The following is an 18,266-nucleotide window of genomic DNA, read 5'->3' as shown; positions in this document are numbered from 1 at the left end:
AGCTCGCACCTGCCGAACCGCCTCCAGTTTGAACTCCCGCGTGTACTGCGCACGCACTTGCTTGTCACTCATTGCTCAACTCCTTGTCGGTATTTTCAACAAGGGTTAAGAACTCCACTTTTCAGGGGCAACCTCACAGCGCCACGCGCTTGCCATCCTTGCAGGTGAGCACGTGTGCCTGCGACGCACCCGGCCGACTGTATGGAGTCATCAGCTCGCCGTCACCGTAGTAGTGCGTGAAGGCGTCGATGTTGAAATGCGCCATCGCACCCACCATGGCTACCTCCACCAGCCGTCCCCGGCCAGTGCGTTGCCGCTCATGCAGCGCGCCCAGAATTCCGTAGGCCGCGTACATCCCCGTGATCGAATCGGCCACCGCAGGACCGCACACGCGCGGGTTGCCAGGATTGAGCGTCAGGTCCAAATAGCCGCTGGCGGCCTGCGCCACTGTGTCATAGCAAGGCTGGTTGGCGCCTGGACCGTCAGGCCCGAAGCCGCTGATGGCGCAATACACCAATCGTGGATTGATGAATCGCAGCCGTTCCGCACCCACATTGAGTTTCTCTGCCGCACCTGGACGAAAGTTCTGAATGAACACGTCTGCATCGGCAATCAATGCGTCGAACACGGCAAGATCCTGTGGATCGACAGTGTCGAGCGCGAGGCTGCGTTTATTGCGGTTAAAGGCCTGGAAGTTGGTGTCGTACAAGCTTCCGTCTGCCGACATCCGAAACGGGTCTCCTGTGCCGGGTTTCTCGACCTTCACAACGTCGGCCCCCTGGTCGGCCAGCAGCACTCCGGCAGCCGGGCCAGTGATGAAAGTCCCCATCTCGATCACGCGCAAGCCGTGCAGCACCCCGCTCATGCCAGATCCTTCCGTAGGGATCTGGGCGGCGGCCCGTCATAGGTGATGCTTTCGTCTGCCACGTTGTACATGTAGAACCCGATAGGCCGCGTGGCTTCCTCGTGCAAGTGGCCCAACAGACCGGCAGTGCGCGCCAGGATGGGAATGCCCTTCAACGCTCCGACGGGAAACCCTACATCCAGCAGCACAGCAGGGATCGACCCGGAAGCATTGGCCAACAGCGGACGGCCATAGACTTGGGGCAGCAGTTGCTCGACGGTGCACAGAGCCTCGATGTATCTGCCCGTCACACCTTGCTCCCTGGCGAGGGCCAGCAGCCGGTGCGTGCGCGGGTCGCCCTGCGTGTGCAGTGGGTGGCCGTAGCCCGGCACGGTCTTTCTGGCCTCGCGTAACTGCGTGACCTTCTCGAGCGCCGCGTCTTTCAGCGGCCGACTGTCAGTCTCGGCCAATGTGATGATCTCGTGCAGGAAACGCCCGCACAGTTCGGATGTGCCCATGACCACGGAGCCGGCGCCAAGAATGCCTGCAGCCACAGCACCCTGGAGGGCGGCTGGATCGGCGTCGTAGGTCATGCGCGCAGCCTGGACCGTGGGCGTCAGTCCATGCTCGGCAATGGTGACAAGGGTCGCGTTGACGAAGAAGCTTTGCTGCGGCGTAGGCATCTCGCCGGTCAGCAGGAAAAAATAGAAATCGGCAAAGTTCAATTTGCCGATGAGCTCGCTGCACAGATCCTTGCCGCGGATGGTGATGGAGTCTGCGTCCGATGTCGCGATGGTGCTGAACGGCTCCTGCTTGCCAATCTTCATGTCGATGTCTCCAGACGCCGCAACGGTGGGCGTGCCGCATTCTTGGTCGCACGGAGCAATCGGGCAAATGACTTATTTCGCTGACTATGATTGATGCTGTCGATTATTTGGGGATGGCCATGGAACTGAGACACCTGCGGTACTTCATCGCCCTGGCAGAGCGGCTGAACTTCACCCACGCTGCCGCGCAAGTGCACGTGACGCAGTCGACGCTGTCGCACCAGATACGCCAGCTCGAGGAGGAGCTGGGCCAGGCTCTCTTCCAGCGAACGAAGCGCAGCGTGGCCCTCACCGCAGCGGGCGAGCTGTTCCTGCCGCGTGCGGTGCACGCGCTGGGAGAACTGGACATCGCCATAGCGTTGCTGAGCCCGGCCTCGCCCGAACTCACCGGCCAACTGCGCGTGGGCACGACGCCGACGTTCGACATCCATGTGATTCCACGCGCCATCACAGCATTCACTGCACGGCACCCGGCCGTGCGGCTGACGGTGGAAGAAGATACGGCCGCCAGCATCTCGCGCAAGGTCTTGCAACGCTAGTTCGACATCGCCATCTCCTACCACCCCGGCGATGAGCCCAAGCTCAGCTTCGAGCCGTTGTGCAACGAAGAACTGGTGCTGCTGGTGGGCGCGAAACATCCCCTGGCCAGCCGCAAGCGCATGAGGATGGTGGAGTTGCACCGGCGCGAGATGATCCTCCCATCATCGCGCTACACCACGCGGCGCATGATTGAAGAGGCATTTGCTGCAGCGGGGGCGACGCCCATTGTGCGCGCTGAGTCTGACTCCATCACAGCCATGCTCGGCACGGTACGCCAGAGTCATCTGGCAACTATTGTGTCGCGCCATGCAGTCCAGGGAGACAGTGGGTTCAAGATCATTGCTCTTGAAAGCCCCACGCCGATGCGCACGCCTGGTCTCGTACGGCTGAAGGGGGCACCCGTGGACCCCGCCCAGGCCACGCTCGCTTCCATCATCCGGGAGGTCACGACGGCTGCCGATTTTCAGCCCCTGCAGCGCAATCGCTAGAGGCACAGCGACCCGTCCCATGAATGCACTCTGCTATCACCGGGAAGGCTCATCTGGCACTCACGGGAGATTCATTCTGAATACCGTTGATCAGTCGCAAACGTCGAGCATTTGTTGGCGTTGTTGACTCTGGGTAAGCCTCAAGAGTGCGGGAAACGAAGCCTCCATGCAATGAAACGCTAACAAGTTGTGAGCTGCCTGCGCCGCCCGCGCGCGATTCCCTCCCCTGAATGGATGGCGCGCGGCAGCTCCTGCGGCGTGGCCTCCCCGCTTCCCTTCCGTTGGACGCGCACGCGCCCACCCAGCGTATCCACCGCCTACATCTGTGGGGTCTCGGCCATTGACCCGCGCGTTGTCAGCACCTTACGTTTTGCTTCATCCGTAGGGTGAGTGTGCCGAATCAGCTCAAGGCCGCGCCCGTGCTGACTCAGCGGCACATTTCTGCGGCTTTTAAGTTGAATGCATCGTGGTAGGCCACCACAGCCGCCGGAATTGCCCCTTCGAAGGCAATGGCCAAAAAGTACTCAGGCGGCACATCGGGCAGCACCAGTGCGCTCTCGGCCTTGAAACCAAAGCGTTGGTAGTAGTGCGGATCTCCGAGGAGCACGCAGCCCGACGCGCCCATCGAACGCAGTTGCGCTATGGCATGGTTCATGAGTTGCACGCCGATCCCCTGCCTCTGCCGCTGCGGCAAGACCGACAACGGCCCCAGGCCGAACCAATCCGCAGGGCCAATGGAGAGCCGTATCGGCGAGATCGCCACATGGCCGACCACCGCTCCATCGTCGTCAGCCACCAGCGACAGCGTGAGTTGCTCCGCATGACGCAGCGCGTTCACAATGAAGTGCTCAGTGTGGCTGGTGTGCTCGGCATCATGGAACGCCGCTATCGTGACGGCCTCGATGGCCGCTACATCGGATGCTGTTTCGTTGCGGATCTTGAGGGTCACGGCGTATCCATCGTATGTTGATTGCTCATGTTCGTGTGCACAGCCGCCCCCTGTGCGGCTCCATAAAACTGTCCTTTTCCAAACTGGAAAGGTATGAACCGCGAGTAGGACGGGCCGGGGTGCGGTGCTCAGAATTCCAAGTTGTCGATCAGCCGCGTGCCGCCCAGGCGCGCCGCGCCCAGAACCACGAGTTGGCCCGGCTGCGGAGCCTCTGCAGGCGGCAGCAAGTCAGCGCGCTGGCGCACGGTTAGGTAGTCGGGCTGCCAGCCCTGCTTGCGCAGGCGCTCCACCGCCTGGGCCTCCAGCGCGGGCAGGCTGGCGCCTAGCTGCAGCGCCGCATCGGCCAGCGCGCGTAGCGCCTGGCTCAGTTGCACGGCCTGGGCACGTTCTGCTTCGTCCAGATAGCCGTTGCGCGAACTCAGCGCCAGACCGTCGCCGGCGCGGCAGGTGTCGCCGGTCACGATGTCGATGGGCAGCGCGAACTGCTCCACCATGCGGCGGATCACCAGGACCTGCTGGTAGTCCTTGCGCCCAAACACGGCCGTGCCCGGGCCGCCGCTGAACACGCAGGCCAGCAGTTTCATCACTACCGTGCACACGCCGGTGAAGAAGCCTGGACGGAAGTGTCCCTCCAGGATGTCAGCCAGTCGCGGATCGGGCTGCACTTTGAAGGTTTGCGGCTGCGGGTATAAGTCTTTTTCGGCAGGCGCGAACAGCACGTCGCAGCCCTCGGCGTGCAGCTTGCCAGCGTCTATTTCCAGCGTTCGCGGGTAGCTGTCGAAGTCCTCGTGCGGCAGGAACTGCAGCCTGTTGACAAAAATGCTGACCACCATGACGCTGCCCAACGGCTTGGCTTGGCGCACCAGGGCCAAGTGGCCGTCGTGCAAATTGCCCATGGTGGGCACGAAGGCGGGACGGCCGCGACCCGCCAGGGCGTCGCGCAGGTCAGAGATGGTGTGGACGATTTGCATGGGTGGATTCATCAGGCGCGGAGCTAATTGTCGGGGAAGGTGGCCAAGGGCTCAGGCCGCGTCAACGGACTAGCGTTCGACGAGGACGGCGGGGGGCTGGACGGCCCTGCGCGGCAGCTGGGACATCATGCGTTTCGTCGCCGATGGGGCCTTCGATCGGGTGCAGGGCCTGCACGTGAGTTTGGCAAATATGGAATTTTCTCGGAATTCTTCAAGGAAATCATCCGACTTCCTCTCAGAGGCGGACAGACCGCTTGCACGCTGACACGCAACCGACTGTGTGCTCAGCGATCTCTCCCTCTACTTCGCGCTGCAAACAAAATCTTGCGCAGGCTCTCAGGATTGGCTCCACCTCGCGCTCGCCCTGCACCGCCAGCGATCCAAGTCTTACTCCGCCCCTTCATGCAATAGATTCGAGGCTGTATCGCCCCGCCTCCCCTACTTACCTTGCAGGAGAATGGGGATGTACCTCTTGCCTACCAAGCTATCAATACGCGGCTATTTCTGCTCCGCGATCCAGTGACGGACATCTTCTGCCCGCCATGCCGTTATGCCGACGGAAATCCGGACAGGCGCAGGGAACAGACCCGCCTTCACCCGCCTCCAGAGCGTTGATTTGGAAAATGGTACGAATCTGAGCAGCAGGCTCTGGCGCACAAAGCCAGTGTGGTGTTGGTGCCGATGCAATCTTGACCAGCTAAACCGCAAAGTGCCAATCCAATATTGACCAGGGTGTTCCACTGACCTGCTGAGAATTTCAGCAGGGGATTCAAGGTGATCACCATGGACATGATTGGCAAGGTCAGGCGCATGAGGCTGCGCGACCAACTCTCTCTCAGCGAGATCGCAAAGCGCACAGGCCTGTCGCGCAACACGGTCAAGAAGTGGCTCAAGGCGCCCGGCGATGTTGTGCCGAAGTACGAGCGGGTGAAGCTCGATGGCAAGCTAACTGCGTTCGAGCCGATCCTGCATCAAGCGCTCACGACCGACAGCCATCGCCCCAAGCAGGGACGGCGCAGCGGCCGAGCTTTGTTTGCTCAGATACAGGCCCAGGGCTATCGCGGCGGCTACAGCGCCGTCACCGACTACATCCGGCGCTGGCGGGTGGAGTCCGCAGCCAGTCCGGCCAAGGCGTTCGTTCCGATGAGCTTCGAGCTGGGCGAGGCCTTCCAGTTCGACTGGAGCGTCGAAGCCATGCTCGTCGGCGGTGTGTTCTACAACGTGCAAGTGGCGCACCTGAAGCTGTGCGCCAGCCGGGCCTTCTGGCTGGTGGCCTACCCCAGCCAGGGTCATGAGATGCTGTTCGACGCGCACACACGCTCGTTCCAGGCACTAGGTGGCGTCACCCGACGCGGCATCTACGACAACATGCGCACCGCTGTGGACAAGGTGCAGCGTGGCAAGCAGCGCACCGTCAACGCGCGCTTCGCAGCCATGTGCAGTCACTACCTGTTCGATGCCGACTTCTGCAACGTCGCCTCGGGATGGGAGAAGGGGGTGGTGGAGAAGAACGTGCAGGACAGCCGCAGGCGCATCTGGATCGAAGCCGCGACCCGTCGCTTCGGCTCGTTCATCGAACTCAATGCCTGGCTGAGCGAGCGATGTCGTTCGGTGTGGAGCGACACCACGCACCCGATCCATCGGCAGTTCACCGTGGCCGAGATGTGGGAGTTGGAGAAGCCTCACCTCATGTCCATGCCGGCCCCCTTCGACGGCTACGTCGAACGGTTGGCCCGGGTCAGCAGCACCTGCCTGGTGGCTGCCGCTCGCAACCGCTATTCCGTGCCGTGCGAGTGGGCCGGCCACATCGTCAGCACCCGCGTCTATCCCGAGCGAATCGATGTGGCGGCCGCGGACGCCGTCGTCGCGAGTCACGCCCGGCTGCCGGGCAGCGGCCAGACCAGCTACGATTGGCAGCACTACATCGACCTGGTGCAGCGCAAACCGGGCGCCTTGCGCAACGGCACGCCGTTCCTGGACCTGCCGGCGCCGTTGCTGCGTTTGCGCCAGTCGCTGCTCAGGCACCCTGGAGGAGACCGGGTCATGGCACAGGTGCTGGCCGTGGTGCCGCAGGCCGGGCTGGAAGCGGTGCTGGTGGCCATCGAGCTGGTACTCGAAGGCAGGACCCCCAGCGGCAGCATTAGCGTGGAACACGTGCGCAACGTGCTGGCCCGCTTGAACAACCCGGCCACGCCGGCGCAAGCGCAGACGTCCTTGCAACTCACCCAGGCGCCCAAGGCCGATACCGCGCGTTATGACCGGCTGCGCCCCACCCACCAGGATCATCTAGACGGGCAGGAGGTGGGCCATGCGTGAGACCTCCATCGATGTACAGGCCCAACTGAAGGCGCTGCGGCTCAACGGCATGGCCACGGCTTGGGCCGATCTGACGGAGCAAGGCGGCGATACGGCCTTGGCTGCATCACGCTGGCTGGTGGAGCACCTGCTGCAGGCTGAAGATGCTGATCGGGCGATGCGTTCCATCGCCCATCAGATGAAGGCGGCACGCTTCCCGATGCACCGCGACCTGGCTGGGTTCGACTTCACCGTCGCGCCGGTCGACCGCGCGTTGATCCAGAAACTGGCGGACCTCTCGTTCACGCAGGATGCGCAGAACGTGGTGCTGGTCGGCGGCCCAGGCACCGGCAAAACCCACCTGGCCACGGCGCTGGGAATTGCTGGGCTCACCCGGCACGCCAAGCGAGTGCGGTTCTACTCCACGGTCGATCTGGTCAATGCCCTGGAGCATGAGAAGAGCCAGGGCCGTGCCGGACGCATCGCCATGAGTCTGGTGCGCATGGACCTGGTCGTGCTCGACGAGTTAGGTTACCTGCCCTTCAGCCAGGCCGGTGGTGCCTTGTTGTTCCACCTGCTGTCCAAGCTGTACGAGCACACCAGCGTGATGATCACCACCAACCTGACGTTCGCGGAGTGGTCCACGGTGTTCGGCGATGACAAGATGACCACCGCGTTGCTGGATCGCTTGACCCATCACTGCCACATCATCGAGACCGGCAACGAGTCCTACCGCTTCCGCCACAGCACGCACGAAGCCAAGGGGCGCATCAAGGCTCGTGAGCAGACCAAGAAGGCAGTGGCCGCCCAGGTTAGCGAGACCGCGGAGGAAGGGGCCTCGCCTGACGGCTCGGCAATACCAACCACCAGTTCAAAAAAAGGAGGCCCTACCGAAGCATCCACCCTATAGTTATCCACAGCTGGTTTCTAATGGAACCAGCTTTAGCCCCTGGTCAATGTTCGACTGGCACTGCTGATCACGTTTGCACTGGCACTAACAAACCGCCAAATAGGAGCATTTATTCCGCAATTCGGAGTCGCGGGACGCTTCCCCCGCAGAGCCAACCTCAGTTGTCAAAGCTGGTCGGCCTCCATGACCCCTACGAAGTTCGAGATTTCGATGACGGGCACAGCAGCCCAGATGAAGTTCCTCCGCACTACGACTCGTGGCCAGTCGCGTCCCGTTCGTTCAAGAGCGACTGCAGTCGTAGATCACTTGCATCGAGCGATTGCACACGCCCGTTGAGCAGAACGGTTGTTGAAACACCCGCCTGAACGTTCTTGGTTATGGCGTCACGGACAGCCTGTTTGGCCAACTCTTGCAGTTGGGCGGTAGTCAGGCCGAAGGCTAACGAATGCGCTTTGTTCACATAGTGCAGCTTATGTCGTTGGTACAACGCAGTCAAGGCTATTCCAATTATTTTAGTTCTGACCCCCTGCGCAGAGACGTACACCAATAAATTATGCTATCGCTGGCATGAGACAAATAAGCCCATGGTGATATGCGCAACTAAATAATGTAGGACTGATACTCAATCAATCACAGAACCTATGAAGGATGGGAAAAGCGTTCTTTTGCTCCTCCTGTCGATTCAATTTGATTCCTAAAAACAACGAGGCTCAGCTTTCAATCAAAGAGCGTCATTGCGAAAGTGTTTCCGCTCCCAACGAGCCTGCATTTTTGAAAATGTGGAGCCCACTAGCAGAAGCAGACCGAACAGGCTCATTCCGACAGCAACAGGATTATTAAAGAACTCGGTCATCGTTATATCCGCAATCGACTGTAGAGAAAACACGTTTCAGGAGGCTCTGCTCAGCAGTTTTTGAGAGAAATGGAACATATAGCTGCTACTGCCTGGCCTTAAGGGGCCCGATATATCAACTTGCGCTTTCCCAAATGCTCTATTGGCGTGAAGGAAGCTGATTTTACCAACTCGACACCAGTTGACAGCGTGTACAGCAGAGCCGGCTCATACATATTAGGTTCTTCAGCCTCCCATAAAGCTATGAGATCCTCAAAATGCCAAAATTTTGAATCATGCATGTATCCAGGTGACATTACCCTCACGCGAACCACAATATAGCCTTGCAAAGAACCTTGCTTCACAAAGTCGAGCAATAGGTCTTCATTCGACAAAAAAATGTTCTTCATGCCTCCGCCAATGCTTTCTGTACGGTACTCAACAAAGAAGTATGGTCGTACAAAACTTAGACTAGCTATTGGGGCTCTTCGGCGGGAGACTCTAGCTAGCCCAGCAAGCACACTGCGAAAGTAAGAAATCATTGGTTAAGCAAAATTTGAACACTATAGATTGTAGCCCTATTGTGTTCAAAGTCTCCTAATCGCGGAGATGGAAGCTCATTCAAATGCGTTGAACAATATCGCCATGGCTCTGCGGGTAATCCGTCGCGCACGGGGGTACACCCAAGAGGACTTCTCCTCTGTTTCAAGTCGAACCTACATCAGCAGTCTAGAGCGAGGCACCAAAAGTCCCACGTTGGGAAAAGTGGAGCAGATCGCCACCGCTTTGAACGTCCATCCCCTGACCCTGCTCGCAATTTCATTTGCCACTTCTCCATCGCTAGATGACGTCTCGGTTGTTTTGGCCGAAGTCCAGAAAGAAGTCGCTGCGCTTGGCCTGCCTAGCGGGGGCGGTGGCTGACTGTTGATTTCCCCAAAACTAACCCGCCATTTCCATCTCGATCTGACCCACCCTGGTTCGTGAACTTCATGCTCACGTTGTGGATAAGTTCTTGGTTGTCTTCTCCTTTTTGGTGGGTCTGTGGCTGCTGTGCCGAACTGTTCTTGAACCGGTAGCTGTCGTTACCGGTTTCCAGAATATGGCAGTGATGCGTGATGCGGTCCAGCAGCGCCGTGGTCATCTTGGTATCTCCGAACACATTGGCCCACTCACTGAAGCTCAGGTTGGTGGTTATCACGACGCTCGTGCACTCGTACAGCTTGGGACAGCAGGTGGAACAGCAAAGCTCCTCCTCACGTACGGAACGGCAGGTAGCCTTCGTGATTGACGTGTTGCCCGCCGTATCGTGGGCTGGCGGGTAAGCAGTTCAATGCGCACGGACTTCGTGCTCGATGCACTGGAGCAAGCCCTTTACATCTGGCAGCCTGAGCGCGATGGAAGCTTGATTTGCCACAGTGACCGCGGGTCGCAATGCGCCAGCATTCGGTACTCTGAAAGACTGGCTGAAGCGAGCATAGAGACTTCCGTGTGCAGCAAGGGCGCCAGCTATGACAACGCCTTGGCCAAGACCATCAACGGTCTCTACAAGGCCGAGTTAATCCATCACCGCGCGCCATGGAAAACAAAGGAAGCCGTGGAGTTCGCCACGCTCGAATGGGGGTCATAGTTTAACCACCATCGCCTGCTCGAACCCATAGGGTACGTCCCACCGGCAGAAGCTGAGGCAAACCACTACCGGTAACTCGCCAGTCAGGCCACTGCGGAAGTGGGCTGACTTAAACCAAACAGCCTCCGAGAATCCCGGAACGATTCACCTCGAACTGCATTACTGGCGCTATTGCTTCTAGAGCACTCTCAAAGATGCCTTTGTCGTCCATTTTTTTGAATGTCCACGTTACGTGGACATAATTAATATGCGAACAACATAAGAATGCAACCATTTTCCAGCCGGGGTATTGAGTTGAAGCGGCAGAAATTGGTTCGTCTCCGGCCACAACGTACGACGCCAGCCAGCGCTGGCTAACTGGACGTAGCTCCATACTCCTCGATAAACTGAGCCAGCGCTTGGGCCGTTGGCTCTCCCCACAACTGTTTGGCGTACCAAGGCGCAAAAATGCCACGGACTGCAGCGCTATCAAGCCCCTTGTCCAGCTTTAACGTCTTGTTGGCGTTCTGTGACTTGAACGCCTCGAATAGAGCCTTGCGCTCGCTATCGTCAAGTTCTTTGTAGACCCCAAGGGCCTCAATAGCCCTGGCGGCAAGAAATCGCTCCATCACACTGCGACCGCTCGCCTTGCTAGACGAGGGGGCAGCCTTGGGTGATGCCAGTGCAGGTACAGGAGTCGGGTTACGCACCAAGTCCTGGAGCGTCCAGCGGAAGTAGCCTGCTGGGGTCTCCAGCGGGGTCATTCCCTTCGACTCTGCGCGTGCCTCCACCCGAGAAATGGCCGTGCGCAGGAGGTCGTCACTGTGTTGCGCGACCAAGTCGCTGGCGTCCGCTTGGCTGAAACCGAATTTCATCACCCTCGTCATGAGTTCCGTGTCGATGATGGGCGGCGCCGGGAATTCAAGCTGGGCTTGCTTCGTCTGCTCGACCTTGAACTGCAGCTTCTCGACGCGCCGGCCGTTCTTGTGCTCAATCAGTTCGATGTTGATGTCAGTGAGCGCGTTGATTTCAGCGATGGCGGGCCTCAGGGTGTCCCGCTTGAAGTACTTGTAGACGGGCGGTGTCGACTCAGATATAGGATTGCCTGTGATCACACCGTACCAGTGCTCATAAGTCTGGACGAAAGTCACCTTGGATGGATTAGTCGCGTAACGACGGCAGATTTCATACAAAGCAAGGGCAGACCCTGACTTGAGCGAGCTTTGGTACACGATCGAAAGCCGTGTGTAAGTGCTAGGCGCCATCACCTGCTCGTGCACCTCAGGAGGAAAAGCGAATCCAAACCACACCTGCCCTGCATGCTTGTTCAGCCCAGCGGGATTAACCAAGGTGACCGAAGAGACCAGTCGCTCACTCGTCCACTGTCGCTCGTTCTCCATGAGCAGCTTAATGTTCTGCATTTCCTCAAGCTGCTTCTTCAGGTACTGCACATCCTTGCTGTCGTAGGCCGCATCCCGGGCAAGGTCAGAAAGCGGAATCCAGAAGTACTTCTTGGCTGCAGCGGTGTTGATCGGTGCATTGAGCCCAGGAACCTTCATCTCCTGGGCGTGGTACATCATCACATTGAATACCTTACGAGAGAGCAGCGAGAGATTGCCTTCTACGACCCGCAATCCAATAGCCTCATTGGTCTTGCGAAACTCCCTCACATCGCTGGCGTCGATCGTGATGACCTCCCCAGGTTTCGCCTTGCTCTTCCTCGCCATCGGCATCGACCTTTCCTGACCGGTGCTTGGTGCGCGCTGCCATGCGACCGGATCTATCGGTGAAATTTTGGCGCGATTCTCTCACCTTTCGATGGAAGCGTCGAGGGTTCACCTTTGTATCGGTTTGTGGCCTCATCACCTTTTCGTAGGTGATGAGGCAAGCCTACGCTGGGCTGCAGACCGCTCATTCGGCCGACCCGATCATTAGGTGGAAGCTAGCTCGCCAAGAAAACGTTCATGAGCTCTAGGCGAGTTCAAGGAGCTACCGTGTCGCCCGCTCCCCGTAGAAGCTCACCTTTGCGCACTTTGCCCCTGAATCCACTCACTTATGGTCCCTGTTAATTCTCACCATAGATGTTGCCTGTCCCCGGGGGCACTCACCTCTCTCCCCGTATTGGCTCACCTTGGTCCCCGAATCCACTCACCTCACTAGGCGGAAAACCGCGTGGGGCTTAGGTTTTGCGATGTTTAAATTGTATTTAAGGTTTCCAAGGATGTTCAATACAAAGAATCCTCAATAGCGTGGATGCCTAACGAGTGAATTCCAATGCAAAACAGCCAGTTCACCAGAGTCCAGAAGGAATTCGACCATGCCCAATTGCCCATCAGTAGAGCATCACTCCCTTGCTCCCTGTAAAAGCTCACCAGACGAGGTCAAATCGAAAACGACTCCTGCCCCTCTCCCCAGCCACAATCAGAATCGCCTAGATTCATCAGGCCCCCCCGTAAAGGCTCACCTATACCCAATCTTTACAGGAAGCCGTGCGGGCTACGCATAGTGGAACCTCATCCGCGCTGGTCCCTGATGAGACTCACCTTTGTGTGCAAGATAGCTTTTAAATACTCTTCCCTGTGTGTGAGTGCACACATTCTAGATGCTGGAATCTCATTAGGGCGCCATTTCTAGTCCCTGTGGAGTCTCACCTTTGAGCCTTTACATGCCCTTTGGCTCGATGAAGTAGGCATCCATATGGCGCTTTTTGGGAGTTTCGGGGTGATGATCCGCCGAATGCAGACTGCATACATTTCGCTCCGGTTTCCGGGCCTGGCTTTAGCCCCCGTAAAAGCTCACCTTAATACATATCGGGGTGTTCGAATGCTTCCCCCGGTCCTTCGCGCTGACGATTGCGACGGGTCCCTGAAAAGGCTCACCTTTTGAGGATTGGCAAGCGCAGGTCGCTCTGGCACTGCACTCCGGCGGTGGAGACGGATTGGTAGGCCGACTGCTGAAACAACGGTGGAGCGGCACTCCCCGTAAAGACTCACCTTAGAAAGAAGAAGGGACCGATACGGGCTATCAAAGGTCTCGGTTTAAGGCGGGAAGGACAGTCACCCCCTTTTCGCGTCCCTAAAGAGTCTCCAGTCCGTTCTATGGGCCCTTGGTCCTCTTCGGGAGCATTGTTCGCTCCCTGTAGAGGCTCACCTTTTGGCCGACATCTTGATCAGTCAAACAGACCGAAACGGCTTCTGAGTTCGGCAACGAGTGCTGCCCTCTCCTTTGGATCGGCAAGCACGACCTCAAGTGAGACCTTTCCTGAGTCCCATTCTTTGAGGAATCCGATCTGTTGGCCAGTGTGTTGGATCTTGTATTGGCGCGATGTTTCTTTAGGCTTGCGTTTATCGCCAGTATCGAGTTTTGCGCGTATGGCTCCGACCTCACGCGACGACAGATCTTCTTCGATGATGCGATTTACCAATGCAAGCACTTCTATCTCGCTCACCTTCTTGGCAGCAAGCGTGATCTCATACCCAACGAATACGCCAAACTTCTCTGGCCGATCGCGCATTCGGTCGAGCACAGCAGTCGGAAGGCTCAGCAACGCAATGGTCTTGTTCACCGTCGAGAGCGACACTCCCAAGAGCTCAGCGATTTGCAACTCAGTTTGCACTAAGCCTTTATCAAGCAATTTTCTCCACGCGAATGCATTGTCTAAGGGACTTTGCGCGCTACGCTCCTCATTGAGCACCCAACTCACGCGATAGAGCTCGAGATCACCTTCGTGTGGGCGAATCACCAGGTCGATGCTGTGTTGACCAGCTGCAGCGAGCGCCTTCTTTCGATAGTGGCCATCGATCAGCAAGTAGTCACCTGGTATGGTCGGATGCGCGATCGCAGACGCTGGAACGAGTTGACCACGAGTTGCAATTGACGCCGCCAGCTCCTTGACGATGTCAGGGTCATAGATGTGACGGGCATTCAGTGGGTTTTCGTGCACTCTATCAAGAGGAGCTGCCACAATTCGCTGCTGCGCTGGACCAGTATTTTCAGCGCTGAAAGTCCGACCAGCCTGTGCCTCATCGAGGACGACTTGGGGGGGGGGCACACCTCCAAGGCCACCTGGACGCTCGGAAAGCACGGCATCTGCCGCTGCAAACCGCGCATTTACATCCCGCTTTTCAGCCGAAAGGGACGCTCGCATTGCAGCTTTGCGGTCGACTTTGGAAATCATCTTTTGTCCTTAATTTTTGCGCGAAGGAAGGTGCAAAAGGTGAAGCACTTCCTCTGCCATCAACTCCACCTCTTCCATTGCAACTGTGGCGCGTGGCACTTGATGAACGGTTGACCCCAGAATCTGGGCTTCTCTAAACGCCGCTCGCGAACCTAGGGACGTTTTTAGAAGAGGAAATTCTTTATCTTCCTCCAATAATTCAATTAGCTCTTTGGCTAGTGAAGTCGAGCGCTGGACCATGTTAGCAACGACTCGTGCGACGAGCTCTTCGTTGTTGGCCTGTGCTGCCTCCGCCAATTTTTTGGCAGACTCCGCCGCCCAGATATCCGCCGGACTCGGGACCAGCGGTATGAGAGCCAAGTCAGAGATCAACATGGCCGACGTGGGGGCTGCAGAATTCATTGCCGGTGGGCAATCTACAAAAATCACATCAAATTTATCTATGTGATTTTTTACTTCTCTGTGCATCTTTCCTTCCATAGGAGCAAGACTAATCACAGAAGCTGGAAATGGCCGCTCTTCGGGGGCGGCACTTGCCCAGCGGCTTGCAGTCCCCTGCGGGTCCATATCTACGACAAGTGATGAATATCCGCGAAGCCCGAATGATCCAGCGAGGCTCATCGCAATGGTTGTTTTTCCACACCCGCCCTTTTGGTTAAACACGGTGACCACTTTTGCTGTCATTGCCTGCTCCTGATAGGTTGGCAGACTTTCAGCGCTGAAAGTCTTGCCGGATTCTCCGCGAAGGGGATTGTATCAAACTCAGATGAAATTCAATAACAAATTAATGAAAATGCTGTTTATTTTATCGCACATGCGTTTTTGCAAAACGACTTCTGTGTTACTTTGATCGTTGCTATGGCTTGACTTTCAGCGCTGAAAGTTGAGTCAGGGGTGGTTGTTGATCGGCCTTTTGGTGTTGTGTTGCCTGGTGCGCGCTATGTTTGGGCGGCGATGTTTTGGTGCGATTGGTTGCGGGGCTTTTGGTGCTGAGGGTTGAAGGTTGGACCCCGTGGGGGAGTGCGTGATCGGTGGGGTGTCGCGGTTTTGTTGGTGCGTAAAATTTATTGTTCGTGCATTGTATTTTTGTAAAATTTCTAATTTGTGTTTTTTATTGAGTGCGGGGGCGAGGGTGAACTTTCAGCGCTGAAAGTTCTGGGCGGTGTGGTTATGCGGCTATGTTCAATGCAGAGCTGGCTTTTTTGAAATGTTGTTTGGATAACGTCGAAATTGAGAGCTTGCGGTGGTTTAAGGGAAGAGCATCATTGGGGCAAAGCCCCGGCGCTCGAGACATCCACGATCGTCTGTAACTCAGGTCATCATGTGCATTGAACTGACCGAGGAACCAGATTGCATCGACCCAAGGAGGGTACGAGCACGCTTAGTGATGCGTTGGGCCCAGACCCCGTGGGGCTCGAAGTAACCAACGCTATTGACCCATCAGGGGAAGGCGGCTTCTTGGGGGCTGACCATGGTGGGCGAGCTTCAGCAGATTGTGGAGCGCAGCGGACGCGGCGACTCTATTCAGGCGGTCCTCACGAAGATGCTTTCCCCGTCCAGCGTGCCAGTCTTCTCTATGTCCGCCCCCTTGGCAATTTCTCACGTTTGAGAACGCCATTGAGCACCCAATAGATCCAGCCTCAATGGATTAACTGAAATCGTATGACTGACAAGTCAGGAGAGGTCATGTTGACGACGCGGAAACTATGGGCTTGGACAAAAGGGCTCCAGGCCTGGTGGAGCGGCGCTCTTGCTGGTAAAGAATGTGCTTACGCCCGCTGATTAAGATGACCTTCATGCGCTGCTCAAGGTGGCACATGGCATACCTGATCCAGAGAAACAGGAGCCCTTGCCTCTTGCCGAAGGCCGGATACCGGTACCGATCCAGGCTGAGATCGGGATCCAGTTGCTCGTCATCAAGAATTTGCGCAACGTCAACGCTGAAAACCAGCAGTTGGAAGTTGGAGCCAAGGGCTTGACGACCGTCTATGGCGGCAATGGAAGCGGAAAGTCTGGGGGCTAACGGGTTCTAAAGCGTGCTTGCAGGGCTCGCGACCAGTCAACCAGTCAGAGCTATTTCTCCCTAACGCCAATGTGGCTATGGCCCAATTTGGTTACGCTCAGGAAACCTTCACCGTATGCGTGAATGGCCAGATTGATGAATTTGTATGGAGCAAGGTAGTGTGTCCCCCAAGGACCTGTCGGCCCTGTCGACATGCGACACTCGGTGCGCGCGTGCCTTCCTGGGCAGCGAGGACGACTGCGCCTACGTGCCGTATGAGCTCAATGTGCTGGATGACCTGGGCGAGCTGCAACAGGATCTAAAGCTACGCCTTGAAGCCGAGCAGCGTGAACATGCTGTAGATCTCCAATTGTTCGCTCACCTCAAGGAAGAGACGGCAGTCGGGAGGTTGATAGCTACTTTCTCATCGAAAACTGATCCTGGAGCGGTGGAAGGCCAGTTCTTGGCATCAGTCGCGCCAACTACTCCAAGTATCCGCACATGAGCCCCCAACTTGCCCCTTCACCGTCATGTTGGCTGTGCCGCGCTGGATGAAGGCATCGAACCCATTGGAGTTGGGGTAAAGCCATGAAGACCGACAGTGACTTCGTCGTGCCCGGTGGGCAGGTTCAAACCTCCGCCCCCGAGGTCATGGGGCGCATCGAGCGCCGATGGGAAGGCTTGCGCGAACGCGTGGAGGCCAAGCTGCAGACGCTCAAAGGTGTGGATCGCAGGCAGGAATCCCGGCTCCTCGACCAAGCTGCCAAGGCCGGCACTGTGGCCAAGCGGGTGACATGGCTGCGCAAGGCGGCTGATAGCGTCACGGGCAGTGCTGCGCCGTTGGCCGCATGCCGCAAGGGTTGCTCACATTGCTGCTATATCGCCGTGATGATCTCCAGAGCCGAGGCACTGGTCATCGCCAAGGAAACCGGTGCGCCGATGAACCCGTTGGCAGGGAAGTACACGATGGCCAACGTGGATGAGGACAGCGAGAGCTACAAGGCGGCGACGCAGGAAGCGTTTGGCAAGCCCTGTACCTTCCTGAAGGATGATGTCTGTGGTATCTACTCAAGCCGCCCCCTTCAATGCAGGCTTCTCCTGAACATGGATGAGGACGCATTGCTGTGCCAGCTCGTGGAGGGCAGCACCATCAATGTCCCTTACCTGAACACCCAGGAACACCACGTCGATTCGGTTGTCATCCTTGGGGCTCACCAGGATTACGACGACATCAGAAACTGGTTCCCGATGACTGAGCAACAGTGAGCAGGGAGTCGTTAAGAGTTACCTACGAGCGGGACAAGAACCGTACCTGGATCTAGGAAGAGCGCATTACTCGTCATTCGATAAATGTGACGCGCGAGATCAAAGATGTCCCCAGTCTTTCACGCTGTCTCCTCGATTCGACGGTGCACAGCATTGTGGGGCGTTCGAGAATGACAGGCTACCAGCTCCCGCAGAGGTGGCATCCGGGATGCTTGCCGTTAGCCCTATCCTAGAAATTCGCAACGCTCGCTTCGAAGACTAGCTTCAACGATGTATTGAAGGTCAGAATCGAATGGTGTGCTTAGTTTTAAGCCTCAAACCCACTGGTGATGGTCAAAACGAATAGATCGTTGCGTTTGACTACTTCCAGGGTCCATAATGGCTTAAACCTAAGCGATCATTGAGATTCAGGAGCGTGTACATGCAGATACAGGTAACGTCAGTTGAGAGCGTCGGTGTGGCCATCCGCGCTATGCGCAAGGTCAACAGTATTCGTCAGGAGGATGTGCCTGGGGTAAGCCATGTGTTCCTGCGCGACCTGGAGAAGGGCAAGGACACC

General features: G+C 57.4%; 16 protein-coding genes and 4 pseudogenes. 8 read left to right on the top strand and 12 right to left on the bottom strand.

The window, feature by feature from the left end:
• Positions 1-136: 136 nt before the first annotated feature.
• Together ISS20_RS16560 and ISS20_RS16555 are read right to left on the bottom strand one after the other, a co-directional pair.
• A pseudogene (locus tag ISS20_RS16560) lies at positions 137-865 on the bottom strand (CaiB/BaiF CoA-transferase family protein); the annotation flags it as partial.
• On the bottom strand, positions 862-1,671 hold the full coding sequence (locus ISS20_RS16555; RefSeq protein ID WP_063460685.1) for a citryl-CoA lyase: 810 nt from the start codon (positions 1,669-1,671) through the stop codon (positions 862-864). The gene ISS20_RS16555 and the pseudogene ISS20_RS16560, both read right to left, overlap by 4 nt.
• An 86-nt stretch (positions 1,672-1,757) precedes the next feature.
• Here ISS20_RS16555 and ISS20_RS16550 point away from each other — a divergent pair.
• Positions 1,758-2,699, top strand: a pseudogene (locus ISS20_RS16550) (LysR substrate-binding domain-containing protein).
• Positions 2,700-3,126: 427 nt separating this feature from the next.
• On the opposite strand, the gene ISS20_RS16545 reads toward ISS20_RS16550, so the two are convergent.
• The 4 genes from ISS20_RS16545 to ISS20_RS16530 form a co-directional block, all read right to left on the bottom strand.
• Positions 3,127-3,648 carry an N-acetyltransferase gene (locus tag ISS20_RS16545; RefSeq protein WP_291438080.1) on the bottom strand — a complete coding sequence of 174 codons (522 nt, stop codon included), beginning with the start codon at positions 3,646-3,648 and terminating at the stop codon, positions 3,127-3,129.
• A 128-nt stretch (positions 3,649-3,776) separates the two neighbouring features.
• Positions 3,777-4,619 carry a pantoate--beta-alanine ligase gene (panC, locus tag ISS20_RS16540; RefSeq protein WP_063460686.1) on the bottom strand — a complete coding sequence of 281 codons (843 nt, stop codon included), beginning with the start codon at positions 4,617-4,619 and terminating at the stop codon, positions 3,777-3,779.
• A gap of 498 nt (positions 4,620-5,117) precedes the next feature.
• Positions 5,118-5,276 carry an AlpA family phage regulatory protein gene (locus tag ISS20_RS16535; protein WP_291438079.1) on the bottom strand — a complete coding sequence of 53 codons (159 nt, stop codon included), beginning with the start codon at positions 5,274-5,276 and terminating at the stop codon, positions 5,118-5,120.
• Positions 5,213-5,404: a hypothetical protein gene (locus ISS20_RS16530; RefSeq protein ID WP_291438081.1), complete on the bottom strand. Its 192-nt coding sequence runs from the start codon at positions 5,402-5,404 to the stop codon at positions 5,213-5,215. The genes ISS20_RS16535 and ISS20_RS16530 overlap by 64 nt, the downstream gene beginning before the upstream one ends.
• On the opposite strand from ISS20_RS16530, the gene istA reads away from it, so the two are divergent.
• Positions 5,403-6,935 carry an IS21 family transposase gene (gene istA / locus ISS20_RS16525; protein ID WP_108500128.1) on the top strand — a complete coding sequence of 511 codons (1,533 nt, stop codon included), beginning with the start codon at positions 5,403-5,405 and terminating at the stop codon, positions 6,933-6,935. The two genes, ISS20_RS16530 and istA, sit on opposite strands and share 2 nt — an antisense overlap.
• Positions 6,928-7,824 (top strand): IS21-like element helper ATPase IstB, encoded by an 897-nt coding sequence (gene istB, locus ISS20_RS16520; protein WP_121506336.1) that lies wholly within the window; start codon positions 6,928-6,930, stop codon positions 7,822-7,824. Before istA ends, istB begins: the two co-directional genes overlap by 8 nt.
• Before the next feature lie 721 nt (positions 7,825-8,545).
• On the opposite strand, the gene ISS20_RS16515 is transcribed toward istB, so the two are convergent.
• The gene (locus tag ISS20_RS16515) at positions 8,546-8,677 is read right to left on the bottom strand and encodes a hypothetical protein (RefSeq protein WP_291438078.1); all 132 of its coding nucleotides are present in this window, start codon (positions 8,675-8,677) and stop codon (positions 8,546-8,548) included.
• A 98-nt stretch (positions 8,678-8,775) separates the two neighbouring features.
• Complete coding sequence (locus tag ISS20_RS16510; RefSeq protein ID WP_133246262.1) at positions 8,776-9,066, bottom strand: hypothetical protein; 291 nt, start codon at positions 9,064-9,066, stop codon at positions 8,776-8,778.
• Positions 9,067-9,265: 199 nt separating this feature from the next.
• Between ISS20_RS16510 and ISS20_RS16505 the strand changes: the two genes are divergently transcribed.
• Positions 9,266-9,577, top strand: a complete 312-nt coding sequence (locus ISS20_RS16505; RefSeq protein ID WP_108497338.1) for a helix-turn-helix transcriptional regulator — start codon at positions 9,266-9,268, stop codon at positions 9,575-9,577.
• Positions 9,578-9,649: 72 nt separating this feature from the next.
• Here ISS20_RS16505 and ISS20_RS16500 read toward each other — a convergent pair.
• Positions 9,650-9,936, bottom strand: a pseudogene (locus ISS20_RS16500) (ATP-binding protein); the annotation flags it as partial.
• On the opposite strand from ISS20_RS16500, the pseudogene ISS20_RS16495 reads away from it, so the two are divergent.
• A pseudogene (locus tag ISS20_RS16495) lies at positions 9,928-10,358 on the top strand (DDE-type integrase/transposase/recombinase); the annotation flags it as partial. The pseudogenes ISS20_RS16500 and ISS20_RS16495 overlap by 9 nt on opposite strands.
• A 278-nt stretch (positions 10,359-10,636) precedes the next feature.
• Here the strand turns inward: ISS20_RS16495 and ISS20_RS16490 are convergent.
• From ISS20_RS16490 to parA, 3 genes are all read right to left on the bottom strand, one after another.
• Entirely contained in the window at positions 10,637-11,989 is a 1,353-nt protein-coding gene (locus tag ISS20_RS16490) for a replication initiation protein (protein ID WP_291438077.1), read from the bottom strand.
• A 1,442-nt stretch (positions 11,990-13,431) separates the two neighbouring features.
• Positions 13,432-14,439 (bottom strand): ParB/RepB/Spo0J family partition protein, encoded by a 1,008-nt coding sequence (locus tag ISS20_RS16485; protein WP_108497336.1) that lies wholly within the window; start codon positions 14,437-14,439, stop codon positions 13,432-13,434.
• Between the two features lie 9 nt (positions 14,440-14,448).
• A complete protein-coding gene (gene parA, locus ISS20_RS16480) occupies positions 14,449-15,123 on the bottom strand; it encodes a ParA family partition ATPase (protein WP_108497340.1) in 675 nt (224 codons plus the stop codon).
• A gap of 1,165 nt (positions 15,124-16,288) precedes the next feature.
• Between parA and ISS20_RS16475 the strand changes: the two genes are divergently transcribed.
• The 3 genes from ISS20_RS16475 (at position 16,289) to ISS20_RS16465 (ending at position 17,707) form a co-directional block, all read left to right on the top strand.
• Positions 16,289-16,462, top strand: coding sequence for a hypothetical protein (locus ISS20_RS16475; RefSeq protein WP_158276469.1), 174 nt, complete (start codon positions 16,289-16,291; stop codon positions 16,460-16,462).
• 160 nt (positions 16,463-16,622) lie between these two features.
• Complete coding sequence (locus ISS20_RS16470) at positions 16,623-16,946, top strand: hypothetical protein (RefSeq protein WP_146186045.1); 324 nt, start codon at positions 16,623-16,625, stop codon at positions 16,944-16,946.
• 83 nt (positions 16,947-17,029) lie between these two features.
• Positions 17,030-17,707 carry a YkgJ family cysteine cluster protein gene (locus tag ISS20_RS16465; RefSeq protein WP_108499162.1) on the top strand — a complete coding sequence of 226 codons (678 nt, stop codon included), beginning with the start codon at positions 17,030-17,032 and terminating at the stop codon, positions 17,705-17,707.
• Positions 17,708-18,266 lie beyond the last annotated feature (559 nt).

This window comes from Acidovorax sp., assembly GCF_016783915.1.
In the GTDB taxonomy this organism is placed as follows: Bacteria; Pseudomonadota; Gammaproteobacteria; order Burkholderiales; family Burkholderiaceae_C; genus Acidovorax.
Note: the sequence above shows the minus strand (reverse complement) of the source record. Positions and strands in the feature narration are given on the sequence as shown.